The following is a 19,474-nucleotide window of genomic DNA, read 5'->3' on the forward strand; positions in this document are numbered from 1 at the left end:
CCCTGGGAGGTTGCCGGGGTCGCCCAGCGATGCCCGGTACGCGAACGACGACCCAGCTGGAGCGTGCACACCCGTGTTCGACACCCTCTCCGATCGGCTCACCGCCGCCCTGCAGACGCTGTCTCGCAAGGGCCGGCTGTCCGACGCCGACATCGACGCCACCGCGCGCGAGATCCGCATCGCGCTGCTGGAGGCCGACGTCGCGCTGCCGGTGGTCAAGGAGTTCATCGCCCGGATCAAGGACCGGGCGAAGGGCGCCGAGGTCTCGCAGGCGCTCAACCCGGCGCAGCAGGTCATCAAGATCGTCAACGAGGAGCTCGTGGGCATCCTCGGTGGCGAGACGCGCCGGCTGAACCTCGCGAAGAACCCACCGTCGGTGATCATGCTCGCGGGCCTGCAGGGTGCCGGTAAGACGACGCTCGCCGGCAAGCTCGCGATGTGGCTGAAGAAACAGGGCCACGCGCCGATGCTGGTGGCCTGTGACCTCCAGCGCCCGAACGCCGTCACGCAGCTGCAGGTCGTCGGCGAGCGCGCCGGAGTCGTCACGTTCGCGCCGGAGCCCGGCAACGGCGTCGGCGACCCGGTGGACGTCGCCCGCCGCGCCATCGAAGAGGCCAAGCACGCGCAGCACGACATCGTGGTGGTCGACACCGCGGGCCGCCTCGGTGTCGACGAAGAGCTGATGAAGCAGGCCGCGGACATCCGCGACGCCGTCCAGCCCGACGAGATCCTGTTCGTCGTCGACGCGATGATCGGCCAGGACGCCGTGACCACGGCCCAGGCGTTCCGCGACGGCGTCGGCTTCACCGGCGTGGTGCTCACGAAGCTCGACGGTGACGCCCGCGGTGGTGCCGCGCTTTCGGTTCGTGAGGTCACCGGCCAGCCGATCCTCTTCGCGTCCAACGGCGAGAAGCTCGAGGACTTCGACACCTTCCACCCCGACCGGATGGCCTCGCGCATCCTCGGGATGGGCGACGTGCTCACCCTCATCGAGCAGGCCGAGCAGCACTTCGACCAAGACCAGGCCGAAAAGGCCGCGGCGAAGCTGACCAGCGGCCAGCTGACGCTGGAGGACTTCCTCGAGCAGATGCTCGCGGTCCGCAAGATGGGCCCGATCGGCAACCTGCTCGGCATGCTGCCGGGCGCGGGCCAGATGAAGGACCAGCTGGCGCAGGTCGACGACAAGCACCTCGACAAGCTGCAGGCGATCATCCGCGGCATGACCCCGGCCGAGCGCGACGACCCGAAGCTGATCAACGGCTCGCGCCGGCTGCGCATCGCCAACGGTTCGGGCGTCACCGTCCGCGAGGTCAACGACCTGGTCAACCGCTTCTTCGAAGCCCGCAAGATGATGGCGCAGATGGCCGGGCGCTTCGGCTTCGGCGGCGGTGGCGGCAGCAAGACGCGCAAGGGCAAGAAGGGGAAGAAGGGCAAGGGGCGCGGCCCCACGCAGCCCAAGGTCCGCGGCGGCTTCCCCGGCGGCATGCCGATGCTGCCCCCGGGTGGTATGCCCACCGGCGGCGGGATGCCCGACCTGTCGCAGCTCGGCGGCATGAACGACGTGCCGGGCTTCGACCCGACGAAGTTCAAGCTGCCGAAGGACCCCAAGAACAATTGAGCGCCCTGCACCTTTCCGGCACCGTCCTGCCCGACGGCTCGCCGTGTGAGTTCTGGATCACCGACGGGCGCATCTCGTTCGAGTCCGTCCCCGGCGCGGAGACGCTGGCGACCGGCGGATTCCTGGTGCCCGGCCTCGTCGACGCCCACTGCCACCCGGGCCTCGGCCCGCACGGGGCGGTGCCGGTGGCGGAGGCGGCCGAGCAGGCGGTGACCGACCGCGACGCGGGCACGCTGCTGATCCGCGACTGCGGCCTGCCGCTCGACGTGCGGCCGCTGCAGGCGCGCGCCGACCTGCCCACGATCATCCGCTGCGGCCGGCACTTGGCCCTGCCGAAGCGCTACGTCCCCGGCTTCGCCATCGAGCTGGACGACGTCGCGCTGCTGCCCGAGGCCGTCGCGGAACAGGCGCGCGACGGCGACGGCTGGGTCAAGCTCGTCGGCGACTGGATCGACCGCGGCGAGGGTGACCTCGCGCCGCTGTGGCCCGACGACGTGCTGGCCGAGGCCGTCGGTGTCGCGCACGACCTCGGCGCCCGCGTGACCGCCCACGTCTTCGGCGAAGCCGCCCTGCCGGGACTGATCAACGCGGGCATCGACTGCCTTGAGCACGGCACCGCGCTGAACCCGGAGCAGCTGGCGGAGCTGGCGCGCCGTGACGTGGCACTCGTGCCGACGCTGATCAACATCGAGAACTTCCCCGGCATCGCCGACCAGGCCACGAAGTACCCCACGTACGCGGCGCACATGCGGGCGCTGCACGCGGGCGTCGCCGACATGGTCTCCTCGGCCGTCGAGGCGGGCGTGCGCGTGTTCGCCGGCACCGACGCGGGCGGCATGGTCGCCCACGGCCGCATCGCCGACGAGGTCGAAGCGCTGCACCGCGCCGGCATGACCCGCGAGCAGGCGCTGGCGAGCGCGTCCTGGGCCGCCCGCGAGTGGCTCGGCCACCCCGGCATCGAAGACGGCGCTCCGGCAGACCTGATCGTGTACCCGGCCGACCCGCGTGAAGATCTCGCGGTGCTGCGCCACCCGTCGCACGTCGTCCTGCGTGGCACGGTTTTCGGCTGAAACCCCTCATGCATCGGTGATCGCCCGAGTACTGTGCGAAGTCTCCTCGGCGGTTACGCTCGACCGGTGAGCCGAGCGATCACCGGAGGGCCGGCGTGACCACTTCCCAGCCCCGGAAACCGATTCCGGGTGCCACGCCGATCCGTCCGGAGGACCTGGTGAGCGCGCCGCGCGAGTACCCGCCGCACCGGTGGGGCTTCGGGGCGTTCCTGCTTGTGGAGGCCGTGCTCATCGCGTCGGCGGCGTTCGTGAGCGCGTTGCTGGGTGATCCGCCGGCCGGGCAGCCGCTGCCGATCCGCACGGTGCTGCTGGGCACGATGCTGCCCGCGATGTTCGCCGCCGGCGTCGCGCTGCTGGCCACGGTCGTGCGCGGCAACGGACCCAAGCTGGATCTGCGCCTGGAATGGCGCTGGGCCGACGTGAAGCTCGGGCTCAAGTTCGGCCTGCTCGGGCTGGTGCTCACATCGCTGAGTGCCTGGGTGTGGACCGAGATCGTGGGCTCGGCCGACGCGACGTCGGCGATCAGCGCGCTGGTGGACGACCGGAAGATGTCGGTGTCGGCGGCCATCGTGACGTTCGTCTACCTCTGGCTGCTCGGGCCGATCTGCGAGGAGATCATTTTTCGCGGCCTGCTCTGGGGTGCGGTCGAGCGGCTGCAGTGGCGCAGCGAACGCCTGCGTCGCATGGCGGCTTTCCTGCTGTCCACGGCCGTGTTCGCCGCCAGCCACCTCGAACCGCTGCGGACCACGCTCCTGCTGGTCATCGCCGTGCCGATCGGCCTGGCGCGCTTCGCCACGGGCCGGCTGCCGGGCAGCGTGGTGGCGCACTCGATGAACAACTTCCTGCCCTCGGTCGCGATCCTGCTCGGCTCGCTCGGGGTCAGCTCGTTCTGAGGTGCGCGCCGGCCCGTCTTCCGAGGCCCTGCGCAGGCACTTCGAACCATCTGGCAGAATGTTCGCTTGCCCGCTTCCGTCCGGACCCTCTCACCGTTCGGGAGCTCCTGACCTTCGGGTGCCCGTGATCGTGTCCCCACGCGGTCGTCGTGCGCCCACCCTGCACCAGAGAGCACTGAGGAGTACCCACACCCGTGGCCGTCAAGATCAAGCTGCAGCGCCTCGGCAAGATCCGTGCGCCGTACTACCGCATCATCGTCGCCGACGCGCGCACCCGCCGGGACGGCAAGGCCATCGAGACGATCGGCAAGTACCACCCGAAGGAAGAGCCGAGCCTGATCGAGGTCGACACCGACCGCGCCCAGTACTGGCTGGGCGTCGGCGCCCTGCCGACCGAGCCGGTCCAGCGCATCCTCGAGATCACCGGCGACTGGCAGAAGTTCAAGGGCCTGCCGGGCGCCGAGGGCACCCTGAAGGTGGCCGAGCCGAAGCCGTCCAAGCAGGACCTGTTCAACGCGGCGCTTGCTGCCGCCGGCGAGGAGCCCTCCGCCGAGGCCACCACGCCGAAGAAGAAGTCCGCTCCCAAGAAGGCCGAGGCCGACAAGGCCGAAGCCGCTGAGGGCGAGAAGTCCGAGTGAGTTTTCTCGCTGACTCCCTCGAGCACCTGGTGCGCGGGATCGTCGACAACCCGGACGAGGTCCGGGTCGAGCTGCTGACCACTCGCCGTGGCCGCACGCTCGAGGTGCACGTGCACCCCGACGACCTCGGCAAGGTGATCGGCCGGGGCGGTCGCACGGCGACTGCTCTGCGCACCGTGATGGGCGGCATCGGTGGCCGCGGCGTCCGTGTGGACGTCGTCGACACCGATCGCTGACCCGCGGCGGAACTCGGACGGTCAGGATGGACGTCGTAGTAGGCCGCATCGCGAAGGCGCACGGTATCCGCGGCGAGCTCGCGGTGGACGTGCGCACGGACTCGCCCGAAGAGCGGTTCGCCGTTGGTGCGGTCGTCACGACGCAGCTGCGTGACGGCAGCAAGAGGGATCTCACCATCGCAGCCGCCCGCGAACACAGCGGGCGGCTGCTGGTGCGTTTCGAGCAGGTCCTCACGCGCGACGTCGCGGAGACCCTGCGCGGCGCGTTGCTGCTCATCGACACCGCCGCACTCCCGCCGACGAGCGACCCCGACGAGTTCTATGACCACGAGCTGGCCGGCCTCAGCGCCGAGCTGGCCGACGGCACGGTTGTGGGCAAGGTCGTCGAGGTCGTGCACTCGCCGGCGGGGGAGCTGCTGGAGCTCGACGTGGCCGGGCGCGAAGTGCTCGTGCCGTTCGTGCGCGCGATCGTCCCGGCGGTCGACGTCGCGGGCGGGCGCGTGGTGCTGGACCCGCCCGAAGGCCTGCTGGACGAGGCCTAGATGCGCATCGACGTCGTCACGATCTTCCCGGAGTACCTCGACCCGCTGCGCGCCGCGCTGCTGGGCCGGGCGATCGACCGCGGCCTCATCGAGATCGGCGTGCACGACCTGCGCGACTGGACCCACGACGTTCACCGCGCGGTCGACGACGCGCCGTACGGCGGTGGCCCCGGCATGGTCATGAAGCCCCAGGTCTGGGGGCCCGCGCTCGACGAGGTCTGCGGTCCGGAGACCCGGCTCGTGGTCCCGACGCCGGCGGGCAAGTCGTTCACGCAGGAGCTGGCCCACGCGTACGCCGAGGAGGCGCACCTGGTCTTCGCATGCGGTCGCTACGAGGGCATCGACCAGCGCGTGGTCGACGACGCCGCGCGCCGCATGCCCGTGGATGAGGTGTCGATCGGCGACTACGTGCTGGTCGGCGGCGAGGCCGCGGTGCTGGTGATCGTGGAGGCCGTGGTCCGGTTGCTGCCGGGCGTGCTCGGCAACGCGCGGTCGGCGGCCGAGGACTCGTTCTCCGACGGGCTGCTCGAAGGCCCGAGCTACACCCGCCCGGAAGTGTGGCGCGACCTGGCGGTGCCCGACGTTCTGCGCTCCGGGAACCACGCCCTCGTGGAGCGCTGGCGGCGCGACCAGGCGCTGGAACGCACGGCGCTGCGGCGCCCGGATCTCCTGGCCCGGTTGCCGGAGGGTAGTCTGAACAGCCGAGATCACGAGGTACTCGACCGGCTCGGCGAGGACCTCGGCTAGACCCCGTGCGAAGCGGGCACCAGCGCCTCTGCCATAATCGACAGGTTGGCGTGAGTGGACCGCCTCGTTCACGAGCCCGCCATCAGCTCCCGGGTATGGCCGTAGCACTGCTGCGCGCCCGGGGAGATACGCAAGCACTACCGAATCGACGAGGACGGACCACCGATGAACACCCTGGACGCGCTGGACGCGCAGTCACTGCGTTCCGACATCCCGGACTTCCGCCCGGGCGACACGCTCAAGGTCCACGTCCGCGTCATCGAGGGCAACCGCGAGCGCAACCAGGTCTTCCAGGGCGTCGTGATCCGCCGCCAGGGCGGCGGCGTCCGCGAGACCTTCACCGTGCGCAAGGTTTCGTTCGGCGTGGGCGTCGAACGCACCTTCCCGGTGCACTCGCCGAACCTGGCCGAGGTTGAGGTCTTCAAGCGCGGCGACGTGCGGCGCGCGAAGCTCTACTACCTGCGCGACCTGCGTGGCAAGAAGGCGAAGATCAAGGAGCGCCGCGAGAACCGCGAGACCACCTCTGCTTCCTGAGTGCCCACGCGGTACCCGGTAGCCTGGCGACGTGGTCGACCCCGTGCCCCAGAACGCCGCTGAGGACGACCCCGACGGCTCGGACGATTCTCGTTCCGAAGAGCGTCGGGGCTCCCACCGGCGGGGCAAGCCTCAGAAGAAGCGGTCGTTCTGGAAGGAACTGCCGATCCTGATCGCGATCGCCCTGGTGCTCACGATCCTGATCCAGGCCTTCCTGGCGAAGGTCTTCATGATCCCCTCAGGGTCCATGGAGGCCACGCTTCACGGCTGCCCCGGCTGCACGGGTGACCGGATTCTGGTCGACCGCGTCACCTACGACTTCACGGATCCCTCGCCGGGTGACGTGATCGTGTTCAAGGGTCCGCCCGCGTGGACCGAGAACGAGATCGCGCCGCAGGAATCCAGCAACATCATCGTCCGCGGCCTCCGGGGTCTCGGCTCGCTGGTGGGCTTCGCCCCGCCGGACGAGCGCGACTTCGTGAAGCGCGTGATCGCCGTCGGCGGCCAGACCGTGCAGTGCTGCGATCCGCAGAACCGCGTGATCGTCGACGGCAAGGCACTTGACGAGCCGTACATCCACTGGGAAGACCCTGACCACGCGATGCAGGAGTCGTTCGCGCCGGTCAAGGTGCCGCAGGGCACCCTCTGGGTGATGGGCGACAACCGCAACAACTCGTCCGACTCGCGGTACCAGGGCGGGGGCGGTGCCAACGGTGCCGTGCCCGTGAGCGACGTGATCGGCAAGGCCCGGATCATCGTCTTTCCGCCGAGCCGCTGGGGCGGGGTCACGGACCACGATCCGCAGGCCGATGCCCAGCCGGTTGCCCTCGGTGCCCCGGCATGGCAGGAGGGCCTGCCGCTCGGTCTCGGGTTCGCCGCCGCCGTGCCCACGCTGTTCGTCGGCCGGCGGGTGAAGGCGGGCCTGCGCAAGGCGAGACGTTAGGGTGTCCCACCCGAGAAGGTCCGTCAGACGGGTATTGCAGTTGTGACCGTTCCCGCTTCCCGAACCCCGGCCGAACCCCTGTGGCCGCCGCGTGCCGTCGTGCGCGGCGAGCTGTTCTGGGGTCTGCAGGGTGCTCTCGAACGCCGTGGCCTCGGCCCCGTCGCCGGGGTGGACGAGGCCGGTGCCGGTGCGTGCGCGGGCCCGCTCGTGGTGGCCTCCTGCGTGCTGCGCCCCGGCGACGGCGCACGGTTGCCGGAGCTCACCGACTCGAAGCTGCTCACCGCGAAGGCCCGCGACCGGGTCTACGACCTGGTCCTCAAGCGCGCCCTCGACTACGCGGTGATCGTGATCCCGTCCGAACAGATCGACCTGCTCGGCATCCGAGTGATGAACCTCGAGGGGATGCGGCGCGCGGTCGCCGCTCTGCGCGGCCATCCCGGGTATGTGCTCACCGACGGTTTCCCGGTACCGGGCATCCCGATGCCCAACGTCGCGGTCATCAAGGGCGACCGCAGCGTCGCCGCCATCGCCGCCGCGTCGGTGCTCGCGAAGGTGACGCGCGACCGCATCATGGCCGGCCTGCACGACGAGCTGCCGCACTACGGCTTCGACGTGCACAAGGGCTACAGCACCGCCGACCACCTGCGGGCTCTCACCGAGCACGGCCCGAGCCCCGCGCACCGTTGGTCCTACACGAATGTGGCCACTGCGGCCCTCGCACACGGACTCACCCCACCGCACCCGGTCGTGCTCACCTACGCTGCTCTGGAGAACGCGGCTTCGGAAGCCGCCGCGGAGGAGAATGGTTCTCGGGAAAACCCGAGCGCGCCGGTCCGTGCCCTGGCCCGCTCGGTGGGTAAGAATGAACGCTCCGCCGCCGGAGCAGCAAGACGAACGCGAGGAGGGGCGCGGATTTCATGAGCGCAGAGGATCTCGAGAAGTACGAGACCGAGATGGAGCTCTCGCTGTACCGCGAGTACCGCGACATCGTCGGCCAGTTCTCGTACGTGGTGGAGACCGAGCGGCGGTTCTACCTGGCCAACGCAGTCGACGTACAGGTACGTGACGGCGGCGGCGAGGTGTACTTCGAGGTCCGCATGTCGGACGCGTGGGTCTGGGACATGTACCGCCCCGCCCGCTTCGTGAAGCACGTCCGCGTCATCACGTTCAAGGACGTCAACGTGGAGGAACTCGACAAACCCGACCTCCGCCTCCCTGAGGACGGCCCCTTCTCGGGCTGAGGTCCCTCTCGGTTTCACCGGCCACCCGGGTCCGCCCGGGTGGCCGTTTTCACGTCTCCTTCGTGGGCCCGACCGCTGCCGGATCGCCGATTTCGGATCGGCCAACAGCCGTCCGAGCGGCCTTGTGCGCGCGACCTCGATGTCTCGAAGCCCGGCGCTTCGGTGTGGCCCGCCCCGCGTTGCCGCACCTGCTGATTTGGGCTCAGCTGATTCCTCGCGTCGCGGGTCTGTTGCCTGGTGAAAATGTCGGCGTCTGGCGCCGGCACCCGGCACCGACATTTTCACGCCGCCTTCCGCCCCGCTTGCCTCGGTTATCCACAACTCCCCAGTTGTCCACAGCCCGGCTTTTCGATGGTGGCGCCTGCCCTCGTCACTCTGAGACAGTAAGTCGCACACGCACCGTGACAGCCGGCGAAGGCCCGGCGACGGCGCGGCCGAGGGGGAGCGATGAACGACGGCCCGGACCCGGGCGCCCAGTGGCGCCGCGCGTTCGGCCGCTGGGGCGAAGACCTGGCGGCCCGGCACCTGCAGAACGCGGGCCTGGTGGTGCTCAGCCGCAACTGGCTCTGCCGCGAAGGCGAACTCGACCTGGTACTGGCCGACGGCGACAAGGTCGTCTTCTGCGAGGTCAAAACCCGCGCGAGCAACGCCTACGGCTCCCCGGCGGAATCCGTGACGGCCGAGAAGATCACCCGTATCCACCGTGCCGCCCAACGCTGGCTGCGCGCCCACCGCGTCGGCTGGTGCCGCACCCGCTACGACGTCGTGACCGTCTTCGCCCCCGCCGGGGCCCACCCGCAGGTCCACCACATCGCGGGAGCCTTCTGATGCCCATCACCACCGCGCACGGCGTTCCACCGCTGCCGAACCCGCACCGAGCCCACTCCCTCGAGCTTGGCGACCCACGTGGAGCGGGCGTCCTCGCGAAGTTGCCCCGCGTCGCGCTGCCCCGGAGCAACTACATCGCCCCAGCCTTGGCGCTCTGCGTTGCCGTTGCTGGGGGCGGCCTGATGGCCACCGAAGCAGCCTGCGGTTTTGCATCGCCGCCGGTTCGCCGTGTCGAGCTTGTCCCCGCGACTCACATGGTTGGTGCGGGCGACATGTTGCCCACAGCGAAAGTGCGTCGCATCGGGCTGCTCTCTGTCCGGCGTCGCCACGCCGAGATCCGCGAAGCGACCCGCGCGACCGTTGCGGAGGTGGCCTGATGCCCATCGCCAAAGCCTGGAGCGTCGCGCTTCTCGGCATCGAAGGCCGCGTGATCGAGATCGAGGCCGACCTCGGCGGCGGACTGAGCAGGGTGACCCTCGTCGGACTGCCCGACGCCGGGTTGAGAGAAGCGAAGGACCGCGTGCGCTCGGCCGTCCGCAACTCCGGCCAGCCCTGGCCCGACGGCAAAGTCACGCTTGGCCTCTCGCCCGCCAACCTTCCCAAGGTCGGCTCCGGTTACGACCTCGGCATCGCCGCAGCCGTGCTCGCCGCGAACGGAGCGGTCCCGGCCACGAAACTCCTCCGCACCATCCTCCTCGGCGAATTGGCCCTCGACGGCCGCATCCGCCCCGTCCGCGGAGTGCTGCCCGGACTCCTGGCCGCCCGCGCCGCCGGTTACGAGCGAGCCGTCGTCCCCTCGGAGTCGCTCTACGAAGCCGCGCTCGTCGACGGCCTCGAAGTCGCCGGCGTCTCGCGTCTGGCCGACCTCGTCGCGTGGCTCAAGGGCGAAGGTGAACTCGAGTCGAGTCCAGAAACCGTCGCAGCCGAACCACCGGAAGTGCCGGACCTCGTCGACGTGGTCGGCCAGCCCGAAGCTCGCTGGGCGCTGGAGGTCGCCGCCGCGGGCGGGCACCACCTGCTGCTCACCGGTCCACCGGGCGTCGGCAAGACGATGCTCGCCAAACGCCTGCCGGGCCTGCTTCCCGCGTTGTCCCACGAGGAATCACTGCAGGTCACCGCCATCCACTCCCTCGACGGCTCCTTGTCGAAGGCTTCGCCGCTGGTGACCGTGCCGCCGTTCGTCGCGCCGCACCACTCGATCACCGTCGCGGCGCTCGTCGGCGGTGGCAGCGGCATCGCGACGCCCGGTGCCATCAGCCGGGCCCACCGCGGCGTGCTGTTCCTGGACGAGGTCTGCGAGTTCAGCGGCCACCGCCTCGACTCGCTGCGCACCGTCCTCGAAGAGGGCGAGGTTCGCATCGCCCGCACCAAGGGCTCTGTCCGCTACCCGGCCCGCTTCCAGCTCATCCTGGCCACCAACCCGTGCCCCTGCGCGCCGCCGCGCGAGACCGACTGCATCTGCTCGCCGATCGTCCGCCGGCGCTACCTCGGGCGGATCTCGGGACCGCTGCTGGATCGCGTCGACCTCCGCGTGCGCCTGCGGCCGCTGACCGCCATCTCCGCTCACCAGTCCGTGGCGCCCGAATCGTCCGAGACGGTCCGCGCCCGTGTCCTGGCCGCCCGCGACCGCGCGGCTCACCGCTGGCGCACGCACGGCTGGCGCGCCAACTCCGACGTCCCCGGCCCCGCCCTGCGCCGCGAGTTCCTGCTGCCGTCGGCCACCACCGCCCTGCTCGACCGCGCCCTCGACCGCGGCCTCCTCACGGCCCGCGGCGCCGACCGTTGCCTTCGCATCGCCTGGACGCTCGCCGACCTGTCCGCCACGCCCCACCCGACCCCCGACCACGTCGCCGCCGCTCTCGACTTCCGCGAAAGGACCGCCGCATGACCCGCCCCCGAAAGGAATCCGCTGTGAAACGCCGCCTGCGTCTCGTCCCGAATCCCCACAACCAGCCCGAACGCGATCCCGCCCGCGTGCGCGCCGTCCTCGCGCCGCGCCGGCTGTCGCTCGTGAGACTGAGAGGTGCGGCGTGACGGCTCTGCCCACCCAACAGCCCGTCGCAACGGCCACCGACGAAGAACGCCTCGCCCGCGCCTACCTGCTGCGCGTCGCCGAGCCCCCGGCGCCGGCGTTGGTGGCGTTCGTGGGGGAGCGCGGACCCGTCGAGGCCGCGGCCCGCGTCCGCAGCGGAGACTGCCCCGACAAGGTCCGCCGCGAAACCGCCGCACGGCGCGAAGTCGACCTGGCCGAGCAAGACCTGGAGAGGGCCGCGAAAACCCAAGCCCGGCTGGTCGTGCCCGAGGACCACGAGTGGCCGGCGTGGCCGTTGCTGTCGCTGGCGGTCGCGAGCGGCCGCGGAATCGAGAACGTCGCGGCCCCGCTCGGCCTCTGGGTCCGCGGCGGCGCGAACCTCGCGGAGGCGGCCGACCGTGCGGTCGCCGTCGTCGGCGCGCGCCTCGCGACCAACTACGGAGAACACAACTCCGCCGAGCTCGCCCACGGCCTCGCGACTCGCAGCGTCCCGGTGTTCTCCGGCGCCGCCCTGGGCATCGACGGCGCCGCCCACCGCGGTGCTCTCGGCGCCGGCGGCGTCACGGTCGCCGTGCTGGGCTGTGCCGTCGACATCGGCTACCCGGCCGGCCACGTCGACCTGCTGAAGCGCATCGCCGACACCGGCGGCGCCGTCGTCAGCGAGTACGCCCCCGGCACCCCACCCGCGCGCCACCGCTTCCTCGTCCGCAACCGCCTCATCGCCGGCCTCACGGACGGCACCGTGGTCGTCGAAGCCGGCATCCGCAGCGGCGCGCGCAACACCGCGACCACCGCGGGCGCTCTCGGCAAAGTCGTGATGGCGCTGCCGGGCCCCGTTCAATCCGCCAACTCCGCCGGCTGCCACGCCCTCATCCGCGACTGCAAGGCCACCCTCGTCACCTCCGTCGACGAGGTGATCGACACCGTCGGCCGGTTCGGCTCCGCCCCCGAACCGGAAAACCCCCGGCCGCGCCGCCCCACCGACGTTCTTGCCCCGGAAGCCCTCCGCGTCTACGAAGCACTCGTACCCCGTGCCGGCCGTTCGGCCGACCAGGTCGCCACCGAATCGGGAGTCCCGGTCGATCGCGTACGCGCCCTGCTGCCCGAACTGGAAATCGACGGCTTCGCCGTCCGCGGCGACACCGGGTGGCGGCGCATCGTCCGCGCGGCACCATGTTGACCAGCGCAGCGTGCGCCGGGCAGCGCCTGCGGCCACACCACGCACCGCACAAGCTGTCGTGCGAGATCGCTTGGTGCCGGGTGCCGGGTGGTGTCGGGCGGCTGATGAAGGGCACCGGACAAAGCGTTCGGCTACGCGATCCGTGGCGCTCGCGGCCAGCGGATCAGCCGCGCCGCACCGAGGAGAACGGCGTGGCGATGCTTGACCTCGGGCGGTGGTTCGCGCAGCGTGATCGGCATGTCGTCAGCGAGCGCCCGCCGGGACGCGGCCCCGCGCACTTCGGGGCACCGGAAAGGCCCGCAGCGGCCGGATCTGCGGGCGGTGCGCGAGGAGTTGCCGGGCCCGGAGCGCGCGTTGGTGGCCGAGTACGAACGGCATCTGGCGCTGGAGCGCGGGCTGTCGCCGCACACGGTGCGGGCGTACGTGGGCGACGTGGTGTCGCTGCTGGGGTTCCTGACCGCGGCGGAGGGCGAGAACCGCAGGCTCGCCGATCTCGACATCGGGCTGCTGCGCGCGTGGCTCGCCGGGCAGCGGGCCGACGGCGCGGGCCGGACCACCTTGGCGCGTCGGGCGGCGGCGGCGCGGACGTTCACCGCCTGGGCTCACCGTCAGGGGGTGCTGAAGGCGGATCCGGGCGGCCGGCTCGCGGCGCCGCGGACGCACCGGACGTTGCCGGGCGTGCTGCGAGCCGATCAGGCGGACGAGCTCATGCAAGCCGCCGCGAGGGGAGCCGAGCAGCGGGATCCGGTTGCGCTGCGTGACCGTGCGCTCGTCGAACTGCTCTACGCGAGTGGCATCCGGGTGTCGGAGTTGTGTGGTCTGGACGTCGGCGCGGTCGATTTCGGGCGGCGTGTCGTCTCGGTGATCGGGAAAGGGGACAAGGAGCGGACGGTGCCGTTCGGTGTTCCGGCGGCCGAAGCGCTCACCGCGTGGCTCGACGCGGGCCGCCCGGAGCTGTCCGGTCCGAAGTCGGAACAGGCCCTCTTCCTGGGGGTTCGCGGCAGCCGGCTCGATCCGCGCGCGGCGCGGCGCGTGGTGCACGAGGCGGTGGCCGCGGTACCCGGGGCAGTGGACATGGGGCCACACGGACTACGCCACTCGGCCGCGACGCATCTGCTGGAAGGAGGTGCCGATCTCAGGAGCGTTCAGGAACTGCTCGGTCACGCTACGCTTGCCACGACCCAGCTCTACACTCACGTGACCGTCGATCGGCTGAAGGCGATCCATGATCGAGCACACCCACGGGCCTGACGAGGCAGGTGGCGGCTCGGCCGGAAAACCGGGGGCCGAACCGCCGGCGCACGCGCGTCCGCACGAGCACGGAGACCATACTGAGCCGCATGCCGAGAACGACCGGGCAATGACCTCCACGCCGCAAGTCACGGACGCCGGGGTGAGCACTGCCGGAGGCGAGGGCGCCGTCAGCGAGGACGGGCGTCCCGGTCATGACGTCGACGCGGGCATCCAGGCCTTGTGGCAGCAGTTCGCCGACAAGCCGGACCAGGTGTCGCGCGACCGGCTCGTGCTGCACTACGCGCCCCTGGTGAAGTACGTCGCCGGCCGTGTGGGCACGGGCCTGCCGACGCACGTCGACGTGGGCGACCTCGTGCAGTCCGGCATCTTCGGCCTCGTCGACGCGATCGAGAAGTTCGAGCCCGCCCGCGGGCTACGGTTCGAGACGTACGCGATGCAGCGGATCCGCGGCGCGATCCTCGACGATTTGCGCTCCCAGGACTGGGTGCCCCGCGCCGTGCGCAGCAAGGCGAAGGAGGCCGAGCGCGCCCTCGAACGCCTGGGCGCGCGCCTGCACCGGACCCCCACCGACGCCGAGCTGGCCACCGAGCTCAACATCGGCCTCGACGACCTGCGCGACTTGTACGGCCAGCTCCAGCTCACCAGCGTCGTCGCGCTGGAGGACCTCGTCGCGGCCGGCAAGGACAGCGGCTCGCTCGTCGACACGCTCCCCGACGACGGCGCCGTCGACCCCGTCGCCGTCCTCGTCGACCAGGACAACCGCCGCCAGCTCGCGGAGGCCATCGCCCAGCTGACGGAGCGGGACAAGATCGTGGTCAGCCTCTACTACTTCGAAAGCCTCACGCTCGCCGAGATCGGCAAGGTCCTGGGCGTCACGGAGTCCCGCGTGAGCCAGCTTCACACCCGCGCCGTGATGCGGCTGCGTGCCAAGCTCACGGAGCAGCCCAGCACCTGATTACCGCGGGTCGGCCCACGGTTTCAGCCGGACTCGGCCCGGCGTGCCGACGAGCGCCAGCGGATCGATGTACTCCTCTCCCTTGCGGGCGCCCCAGTGCAAGCACGTGGTGGTGGGACAGCCGGGGTGCCCGGCGGCGACGGTGCCCAGCGGCTGGCCGCGGTAAACCTGGTCGCCGGCGGCCACGGTCGGGGTGAGGGGAAGGTAGGTCGTGCGAAGGCCGCCGTCGTGGTCCACCGCGACGACGCCGTGGCCCCCGACCTCGCCCGCGAAGATCACGACGCCCATGTCGGCCGCGAGAACCTGCTGCCCCGCAGCGGCTTCCAGGTCGACGCCGCGGTGGCCGGGCCCGTAGACCGTGGCGGGCGGCTCGAAGAACCGGGTGACCTTCGGTCGGGGCGTGAGCGGCCAGGCCAACCGCCCGGCTTGTGCGCCGGCATTCGCTGCAGGCGGAACATCGGCGAACGCCCTCCCGGCCCACGCGCCGGGCAACACGGTGAGCAGCACCAGCGCGGCGCCCAGCACCAGCCGGGCCCGGCCCGCGGCCCGGCGCAGCACATCGAGCCATTGCCTCCACAACGGCGGGGCCGGGCGCCGGTGGCGGCCCCGCCGAGGCCTCCCGGGCAGCACCGGCCTTCCGGCTACCGTGCCCCGGCTCGGCGACGCGGCCGGGCAGGCCAGCCTCGACCGGCCGGACAGCGCCGGCCGGTCAGGCGGGGCAGTGCCGCCGAGCAAGGCAGGCCCGGGAAGCAAGGCAGGCTCGCCCGCCAAGGCAAGCCCGCCCGCCAAGGCAAGCCCGCCCGGCCTGGCAGAGCTGCCCGGCACGGCGGACTCGCTGGGCGAGGCAGGCCCGCTCGGCAAGGGAGGCTCGCTCGGCACGGCGGACTCGCTCGGCAGGCAGGCTCGCTCGGCAAGGCAGGCTCGCTCGGCAAGGCAGGCTCGCTCGGCGTGACAGGCCCGCCCGGCAAGGCGGAGCCGTCCGGCTTGGCGGAGTCGCTCGGCGAGGCAGAGCCGCCTGGCAAGGCGGAGTCGGCTGGCACGGCGGACTCGCTCGGCATGGCAGGCCCGCTCGGCAATGCGGAGTCGCCCGGCTTGGCGGTGACGCCCGGCTTGGCAGAGCCGCCTGGCAAGGCGGAGCCGCTCGGCACGGCGGACTCGCTCGGCATGGCAGGCCCGCTCGGCAATGCGGAGTCGCCCGGCATGGCGGTGACGCCCGGCTTGGCAGAGCCGCCTGGCAAGGCGGAGCCGCTCGGCACGGCGGACTCGCTCGGCATGGCAGGCCCGCCCGGCAATGCGAAGTCGCCCGGCATGGCACAGCCGCTCGGGAAGGCAGGTAAGCCCGGTAAGGCGAGTCGGGAAACCCAAGGCGCCCCTCGTTGACCCGCCGCACCCCCGGCACCTCGACCATCCGGGCGGCCCAACAGATCCGAAGCGCCCAGGTCAGCCGAGGCGCACAGGTCAGCCGAAGCACACAGGTCAGCCGAAGCGCGCGAGCCGCCTGAAGCAGGCGACGCACCTGAAGCGGCCAGAACCCGCGGAACTCCCGGATCCGCGAGCACACCAGAAGTGCTTGCACCACCCGAAGGCCGCAGAACACGCAACGCCCGCACAGCGCCGCGCCTCAGCGCAAAGACCAGCCGGGGCGTCGAGGAACGCTGCGAGGAACACGAGGTCGTCGTCACGGGTTCGATCATGAGGCACCCCCGGACCGGCACCCTGCCAACAAGGCGAGTTATCCACAGGCAGCCCTGAGTTGTGGACAAATCCGCCGGGCGGGAGCGCTGCCGGTGGGGGCGCCCCTGGTGGCAGGGGGTAGAATCTTTCCCGCAGCCCACTCGCTGGGCTGACTTCGCGTGCTCGTGCGCGCGGCCCGGCCGGTTCCGCTTGAAACACCAGCGGAGGCCCGGACGGAGGAGTCGCACGGCGCCCGGCGGTCCCTGGGATTCTCGGCAGTGAGAACACCGGGGTCCGGATGTCGGCACGAGCACCAGGGCGAGCGGTCACCCGGCCGCGAGCGACAAACCGAACGAGCACGTCCGCGGGCGCGAACCGCGGGGGTGCGCGACTACAGAGAAGGTGTGATTCCGGCAATGGCCGTCGTCACCATGAAGCAGCTGCTCGACAGCGGCGTGCACTTCGGACACCAGACCCGTCGGTGGAACCCGAAGATGAAGCGCTACATCTTCACCGAGCGCAATGGCATCTACATCATCGACCTGCAGCAGACGCTGACCTACATCGACCGTGCGTTCGAGTTCATCAAGGAAACCGTCGCGCACGGCGGCACGATCATGTTCGTCGGCACGAAGAAGCAGGCTCAGGAAGCCATCGCCAACGAGGCCGCGCGCGTGGGCATGCCCTACGTGAACCAGCGCTGGCTCGGCGGCATGCTGACCAACTTCCAGACCGTGCACAAGCGCCTCCTTCGCCTCAAGGAGCTCGAGGCCCAGGAGCAGACCGGCGGCTTCGCCGGCCTCACCAAGCGCGAGATCCTCACGCTCACCCGCGAGAAGGACAAGCTCGAGAAGACCCTCGGCGGTATCCGCGACATGGCCAAGGTGCCGAGCGCGGTGTGGATCGTCGACACGAAGAAGGAGCACATCGCCGTCGGCGAGGCTCGCAAGCTGAACATCCCGGTCGTCGCGATCCTGGACACCAACTGTGACCCGGACGAGGTCGACTACCCGATCCCGGGCAACGACGACGCGATCCGCTCGGCCGCGCTGCTCACCAAGGTGGTGGCCGAGGCCGCTGCCGCCGGTCTGATGGCCCGTTCGAGCCGTGGTGGAGCGTCGGCCGACGCGAAGCCGGAGCCGGGCGTGGCGTCGGACGAGCCGCTGGCCGAGTGGGAGAAGGAGCTGCTCGCCGGTTCGGAGACCGCCGCGGCCGACGCCACCGAGGCGGCTGCCGCGACCGAGGCCGCCACCGAGGCGGCCCCCGAAGCCGTGACCGAGCAGGCCCCGGCCAACTCCTGATCCACCGTGCCCGGGTGGCCCGCGCAGGGCCGCCCGGGCGCTGATCACCTCACACGTACCTGAAACGGACGGATTCAACACGATGGCGAACTACACCGCCGCTGACGTGAAGCGCCTGCGCGAGATGACCGGCGCCGGCATGATGGACTGCAAGAAGGCCCTCGAAGAGAACGACGGCGACTTCGAGAAGGCCGTCGAGTTCCTGCGCATCAAGGGTGCCAAGGACGTCGGCAAGCGCGCCGAGCGCGCCACCGCCGAGGGCCTCGTCACCGGCGAAGGCGGCGTGCTCATCGAGCTCGACTCCGAGACCGACTTCGTTGCCAAGAACGACGACTTCCAGCAGCTCGCCGCGAAGATCGTCGAGGTCGCGAAGACCCTCAAGACCAGCGACGTCGAGGCCCTCAAGGCCGCCGACCTCGACGGCAAGCCCGTGATCGACGCCGTGCAGGAGCTCTCGGCCCGCATCGGCGAGAAGCTCGAGCTGCGCCGCGTGGTCGCGTTCGAGGGCAAGACCGCCACCTACCTGCACCGCCGCGGCTCGGACCTGCCGCCGGCCGTGGGCGTGCTCGTCGAGTTCACCGGTGACGACGCCGAAGCCGCCCGCGGTGCCGCCATGCAGGTCGCCGCGCTGCGCGCGAAGTACCTGACCCGCGAGGAGGTGCCGGCCGAGATCGTCGAGAACGAGCGCCGCATCGCCGAGCAGACCGCCCGCGAAGAGGGCAAGCCGGAGCAGGCCCTGCCGAAGATCATCGAGGGCAAGGTCACCGCGTACTACAAGGACAACGTCCTGCTCGAGCAGCCATCGGTCAAGGACAACAAGAAGACCGTGAAGGCTCTCCTCGACGAGGCCGGCGTGACCCTGACCCGGTTCGCCCGGTTCGAGGTCGGCCAGGCCTGAGCGAGGTACTGGGACTAGGTTCTGCCACTGTGCCCCCGTCTCCGCGGTGCGGGGACGGGGGCACAGTCGGGTCCAGCCGCTCGGCGCCCCCTCACAAAGGGGAACGGCGGTCATCGAACACAGGAGGCGACACACAGATGGGTGACCGGGTCGACGGTGGCTACCGAAGGGTGCTGCTGAAACTGGGCGGCGAGATGTTCGGTGGCGGCTCGATCGGGGTCGACCCCGACGTCGTCCACTCCGTCGCGCGCCAGATCGCCGCGGTCGCGCGCACCGGCGTGCAGGTGGCGGTGGTGATCGGCGGTGGCAACTATTTCCGCGGTGCGGAGCTGTCCCAACGGGGGATGGACCGTGACCGCGCCGACTACATGGCCATGCTGGGCACCGTGATGAACTGCCTGGCCCTGCAGGACTTCCTGGAGAAGGAAGGCCTGCCCACCCGCGTGCAGACCGCCATCACGATGGGCCAGGTCGCCGAGCCGTACATCCCGCGCCGCGCCGAGCGGCACCTGGAGAAGGGCCGCGTGGTCATCTTCGGCGCCGGGGTCGGCATGCCGTACTTCTCCACCGACACCGCCGCCGCGCAGCGCGCGCTGGAGCTCGGCTGCGAAGCCGTGCTCATGGCCAAGGCCGTGGACGGTGTTTACACCGCCGACCCGAAGATCGACGCGAGCGCCACGATGTTCCACGAGATCAGCCACCGCGAGGTGCTCGAGCGCGGCCTCAAGGTCGCCGACGCCACCGCGTTCAGCCTCTGCATGGACAACAACATGCCGATCATCGTCTTCAACCTGCTCACCGAGGGGAACATCGCCCGTGCGGTGAGTGGTGAGAGGATCGGGACGCTGGTCAGCACCCCCGCCGACGGGGTGTCGGCCTAGACCTGCTGG

Annotated in this window: 23 protein-coding genes; 22 read left to right on the plus strand and 1 reads right to left on the minus strand. The window is 71.0% G+C overall.

Annotated features, from left to right (window positions below; genetic code table 11):
• Nucleotides 1-73: 73 nt before the first annotated feature.
• The 18 genes from ffh to AB0F91_RS22330 all read left to right on the plus strand — a co-directional run bounded on the left by ffh (nt 74) and on the right by AB0F91_RS22330 (nt 14,711).
• A complete protein-coding gene (gene ffh / locus AB0F91_RS22245) occupies nt 74-1,618 on the plus strand; it encodes a signal recognition particle protein (RefSeq protein ID WP_360599985.1) in 1,545 nt (514 codons plus the stop codon).
• The gene (locus AB0F91_RS22250) at nt 1,615-2,688 is read left to right on the plus strand and encodes an amidohydrolase family protein (RefSeq protein WP_360599987.1); all 1,074 of its coding nucleotides are present in this window, start codon (nt 1,615-1,617) and stop codon (nt 2,686-2,688) included. Before ffh ends, AB0F91_RS22250 begins: the two co-directional genes overlap by 4 nt.
• 95 nt (nt 2,689-2,783) lie before the next feature.
• A complete protein-coding gene (locus AB0F91_RS22255) occupies nt 2,784-3,581 on the plus strand; it encodes a CPBP family intramembrane glutamic endopeptidase (RefSeq protein WP_360599989.1) in 798 nt (265 codons plus the stop codon).
• A 194-nt stretch (nt 3,582-3,775) separates the two neighbouring features.
• Entirely contained in the window at nt 3,776-4,219 is a 444-nt protein-coding gene (gene rpsP, locus AB0F91_RS22260; protein WP_360599991.1) for a 30S ribosomal protein S16, read from the plus strand.
• The gene (locus AB0F91_RS22265) at nt 4,216-4,455 is read left to right on the plus strand and encodes an RNA-binding protein (protein WP_003103110.1); all 240 of its coding nucleotides are present in this window, start codon (nt 4,216-4,218) and stop codon (nt 4,453-4,455) included. The genes rpsP and AB0F91_RS22265 overlap by 4 nt, the downstream gene beginning before the upstream one ends.
• Before the next feature lie 26 nt (nt 4,456-4,481).
• Nucleotides 4,482-4,997, plus strand: a complete 516-nt coding sequence (gene rimM / locus AB0F91_RS22270; RefSeq protein WP_360599993.1) for a ribosome maturation factor RimM — start codon at nt 4,482-4,484, stop codon at nt 4,995-4,997.
• Complete coding sequence (gene trmD, locus AB0F91_RS22275) at nt 4,998-5,744, plus strand: tRNA (guanosine(37)-N1)-methyltransferase TrmD (RefSeq protein ID WP_360599995.1); 747 nt, start codon at nt 4,998-5,000, stop codon at nt 5,742-5,744. It begins immediately after the preceding gene.
• Between the two features lie 165 nt (nt 5,745-5,909).
• A complete protein-coding gene (rplS, locus tag AB0F91_RS22280) occupies nt 5,910-6,278 on the plus strand; it encodes a 50S ribosomal protein L19 (protein WP_360599997.1) in 369 nt (122 codons plus the stop codon).
• Nucleotides 6,279-6,309: 31 nt separating this feature from the next.
• Nucleotides 6,310-7,221, plus strand: coding sequence for a signal peptidase I (gene lepB / locus AB0F91_RS22285; protein ID WP_360599999.1), 912 nt, complete (start codon nt 6,310-6,312; stop codon nt 7,219-7,221).
• A 42-nt stretch (nt 7,222-7,263) separates the two neighbouring features.
• Entirely contained in the window at nt 7,264-8,142 is an 879-nt protein-coding gene (locus AB0F91_RS22290; RefSeq protein WP_360600001.1) for a ribonuclease HII, read from the plus strand.
• Nucleotides 8,139-8,462: a DUF2469 domain-containing protein gene (locus AB0F91_RS22295; protein ID WP_003096226.1), complete on the plus strand. Its 324-nt coding sequence runs from the start codon at nt 8,139-8,141 to the stop codon at nt 8,460-8,462. Before AB0F91_RS22290 ends, AB0F91_RS22295 begins: the two co-directional genes overlap by 4 nt.
• A gap of 447 nt (nt 8,463-8,909) precedes the next feature.
• The gene (locus AB0F91_RS22300; RefSeq protein WP_360600003.1) at nt 8,910-9,290 is read left to right on the plus strand and encodes a YraN family protein; all 381 of its coding nucleotides are present in this window, start codon (nt 8,910-8,912) and stop codon (nt 9,288-9,290) included.
• The gene (locus AB0F91_RS22305; protein ID WP_360600005.1) at nt 9,290-9,667 is read left to right on the plus strand and encodes a hypothetical protein; all 378 of its coding nucleotides are present in this window, start codon (nt 9,290-9,292) and stop codon (nt 9,665-9,667) included. The genes AB0F91_RS22300 and AB0F91_RS22305 overlap by 1 nt, the downstream gene beginning before the upstream one ends.
• The gene (locus tag AB0F91_RS22310) at nt 9,667-11,178 is read left to right on the plus strand and encodes a YifB family Mg chelatase-like AAA ATPase (protein ID WP_360600006.1); all 1,512 of its coding nucleotides are present in this window, start codon (nt 9,667-9,669) and stop codon (nt 11,176-11,178) included. The genes AB0F91_RS22305 and AB0F91_RS22310 overlap by 1 nt, the downstream gene beginning before the upstream one ends.
• Nucleotides 11,175-11,324: a hypothetical protein gene (locus tag AB0F91_RS22315; protein ID WP_360600007.1), complete on the plus strand. Its 150-nt coding sequence runs from the start codon at nt 11,175-11,177 to the stop codon at nt 11,322-11,324. Before AB0F91_RS22310 ends, AB0F91_RS22315 begins: the two co-directional genes overlap by 4 nt.
• Nucleotides 11,321-12,502 (plus strand): DNA-processing protein DprA, encoded by a 1,182-nt coding sequence (gene dprA / locus AB0F91_RS22320; RefSeq protein WP_360600009.1) that lies wholly within the window; start codon nt 11,321-11,323, stop codon nt 12,500-12,502. Before AB0F91_RS22315 ends, dprA begins: the two co-directional genes overlap by 4 nt.
• A 237-nt stretch (nt 12,503-12,739) precedes the next feature.
• The gene (locus tag AB0F91_RS22325; protein WP_360600012.1) at nt 12,740-13,753 is read left to right on the plus strand and encodes a tyrosine recombinase XerC; all 1,014 of its coding nucleotides are present in this window, start codon (nt 12,740-12,742) and stop codon (nt 13,751-13,753) included.
• A gap of 109 nt (nt 13,754-13,862) precedes the next feature.
• The gene (locus AB0F91_RS22330; protein ID WP_360600014.1) at nt 13,863-14,711 is read left to right on the plus strand and encodes a FliA/WhiG family RNA polymerase sigma factor; all 849 of its coding nucleotides are present in this window, start codon (nt 13,863-13,865) and stop codon (nt 14,709-14,711) included.
• Here AB0F91_RS22330 and AB0F91_RS22335 read toward each other — a convergent pair whose 3' ends face one another.
• Nucleotides 14,712-15,269 carry a M23 family metallopeptidase gene (locus AB0F91_RS22335; RefSeq protein WP_360600016.1) on the minus strand — a complete coding sequence of 186 codons (558 nt, stop codon included), beginning with the start codon at nt 15,267-15,269 and terminating at the stop codon, nt 14,712-14,714.
• Between the two features lie 426 nt (nt 15,270-15,695).
• Between AB0F91_RS22335 and AB0F91_RS22340 the strand changes: the two genes are divergently transcribed.
• The 4 genes from AB0F91_RS22340 to pyrH all read left to right on the plus strand — a co-directional run bounded on the left by AB0F91_RS22340 (nt 15,696) and on the right by pyrH (nt 19,465).
• Nucleotides 15,696-16,091: a hypothetical protein gene (locus AB0F91_RS22340; RefSeq protein WP_360600018.1), complete on the plus strand. Its 396-nt coding sequence runs from the start codon at nt 15,696-15,698 to the stop codon at nt 16,089-16,091.
• A 710-nt stretch (nt 16,092-16,801) separates the two neighbouring features.
• Nucleotides 16,802-17,686: a 30S ribosomal protein S2 gene (gene rpsB / locus AB0F91_RS22345; RefSeq protein WP_360600020.1), complete on the plus strand. Its 885-nt coding sequence runs from the start codon at nt 16,802-16,804 to the stop codon at nt 17,684-17,686.
• Nucleotides 17,687-17,768: 82 nt separating this feature from the next.
• Entirely contained in the window at nt 17,769-18,584 is an 816-nt protein-coding gene (gene tsf / locus AB0F91_RS22350) for a translation elongation factor Ts (protein WP_360600022.1), read from the plus strand.
• 137 nt (nt 18,585-18,721) lie between these two features.
• Entirely contained in the window at nt 18,722-19,465 is a 744-nt protein-coding gene (pyrH, locus tag AB0F91_RS22355; protein ID WP_360600024.1) for a UMP kinase, read from the plus strand.
• The last annotated feature ends 9 nt before the right edge of the window (nt 19,466-19,474 follow it).

The organism is Amycolatopsis sp. NPDC023774, assembly GCF_040639695.1.
Taxonomy (GTDB): domain Bacteria; phylum Actinomycetota; class Actinomycetes; order Mycobacteriales; family Pseudonocardiaceae; genus Amycolatopsis.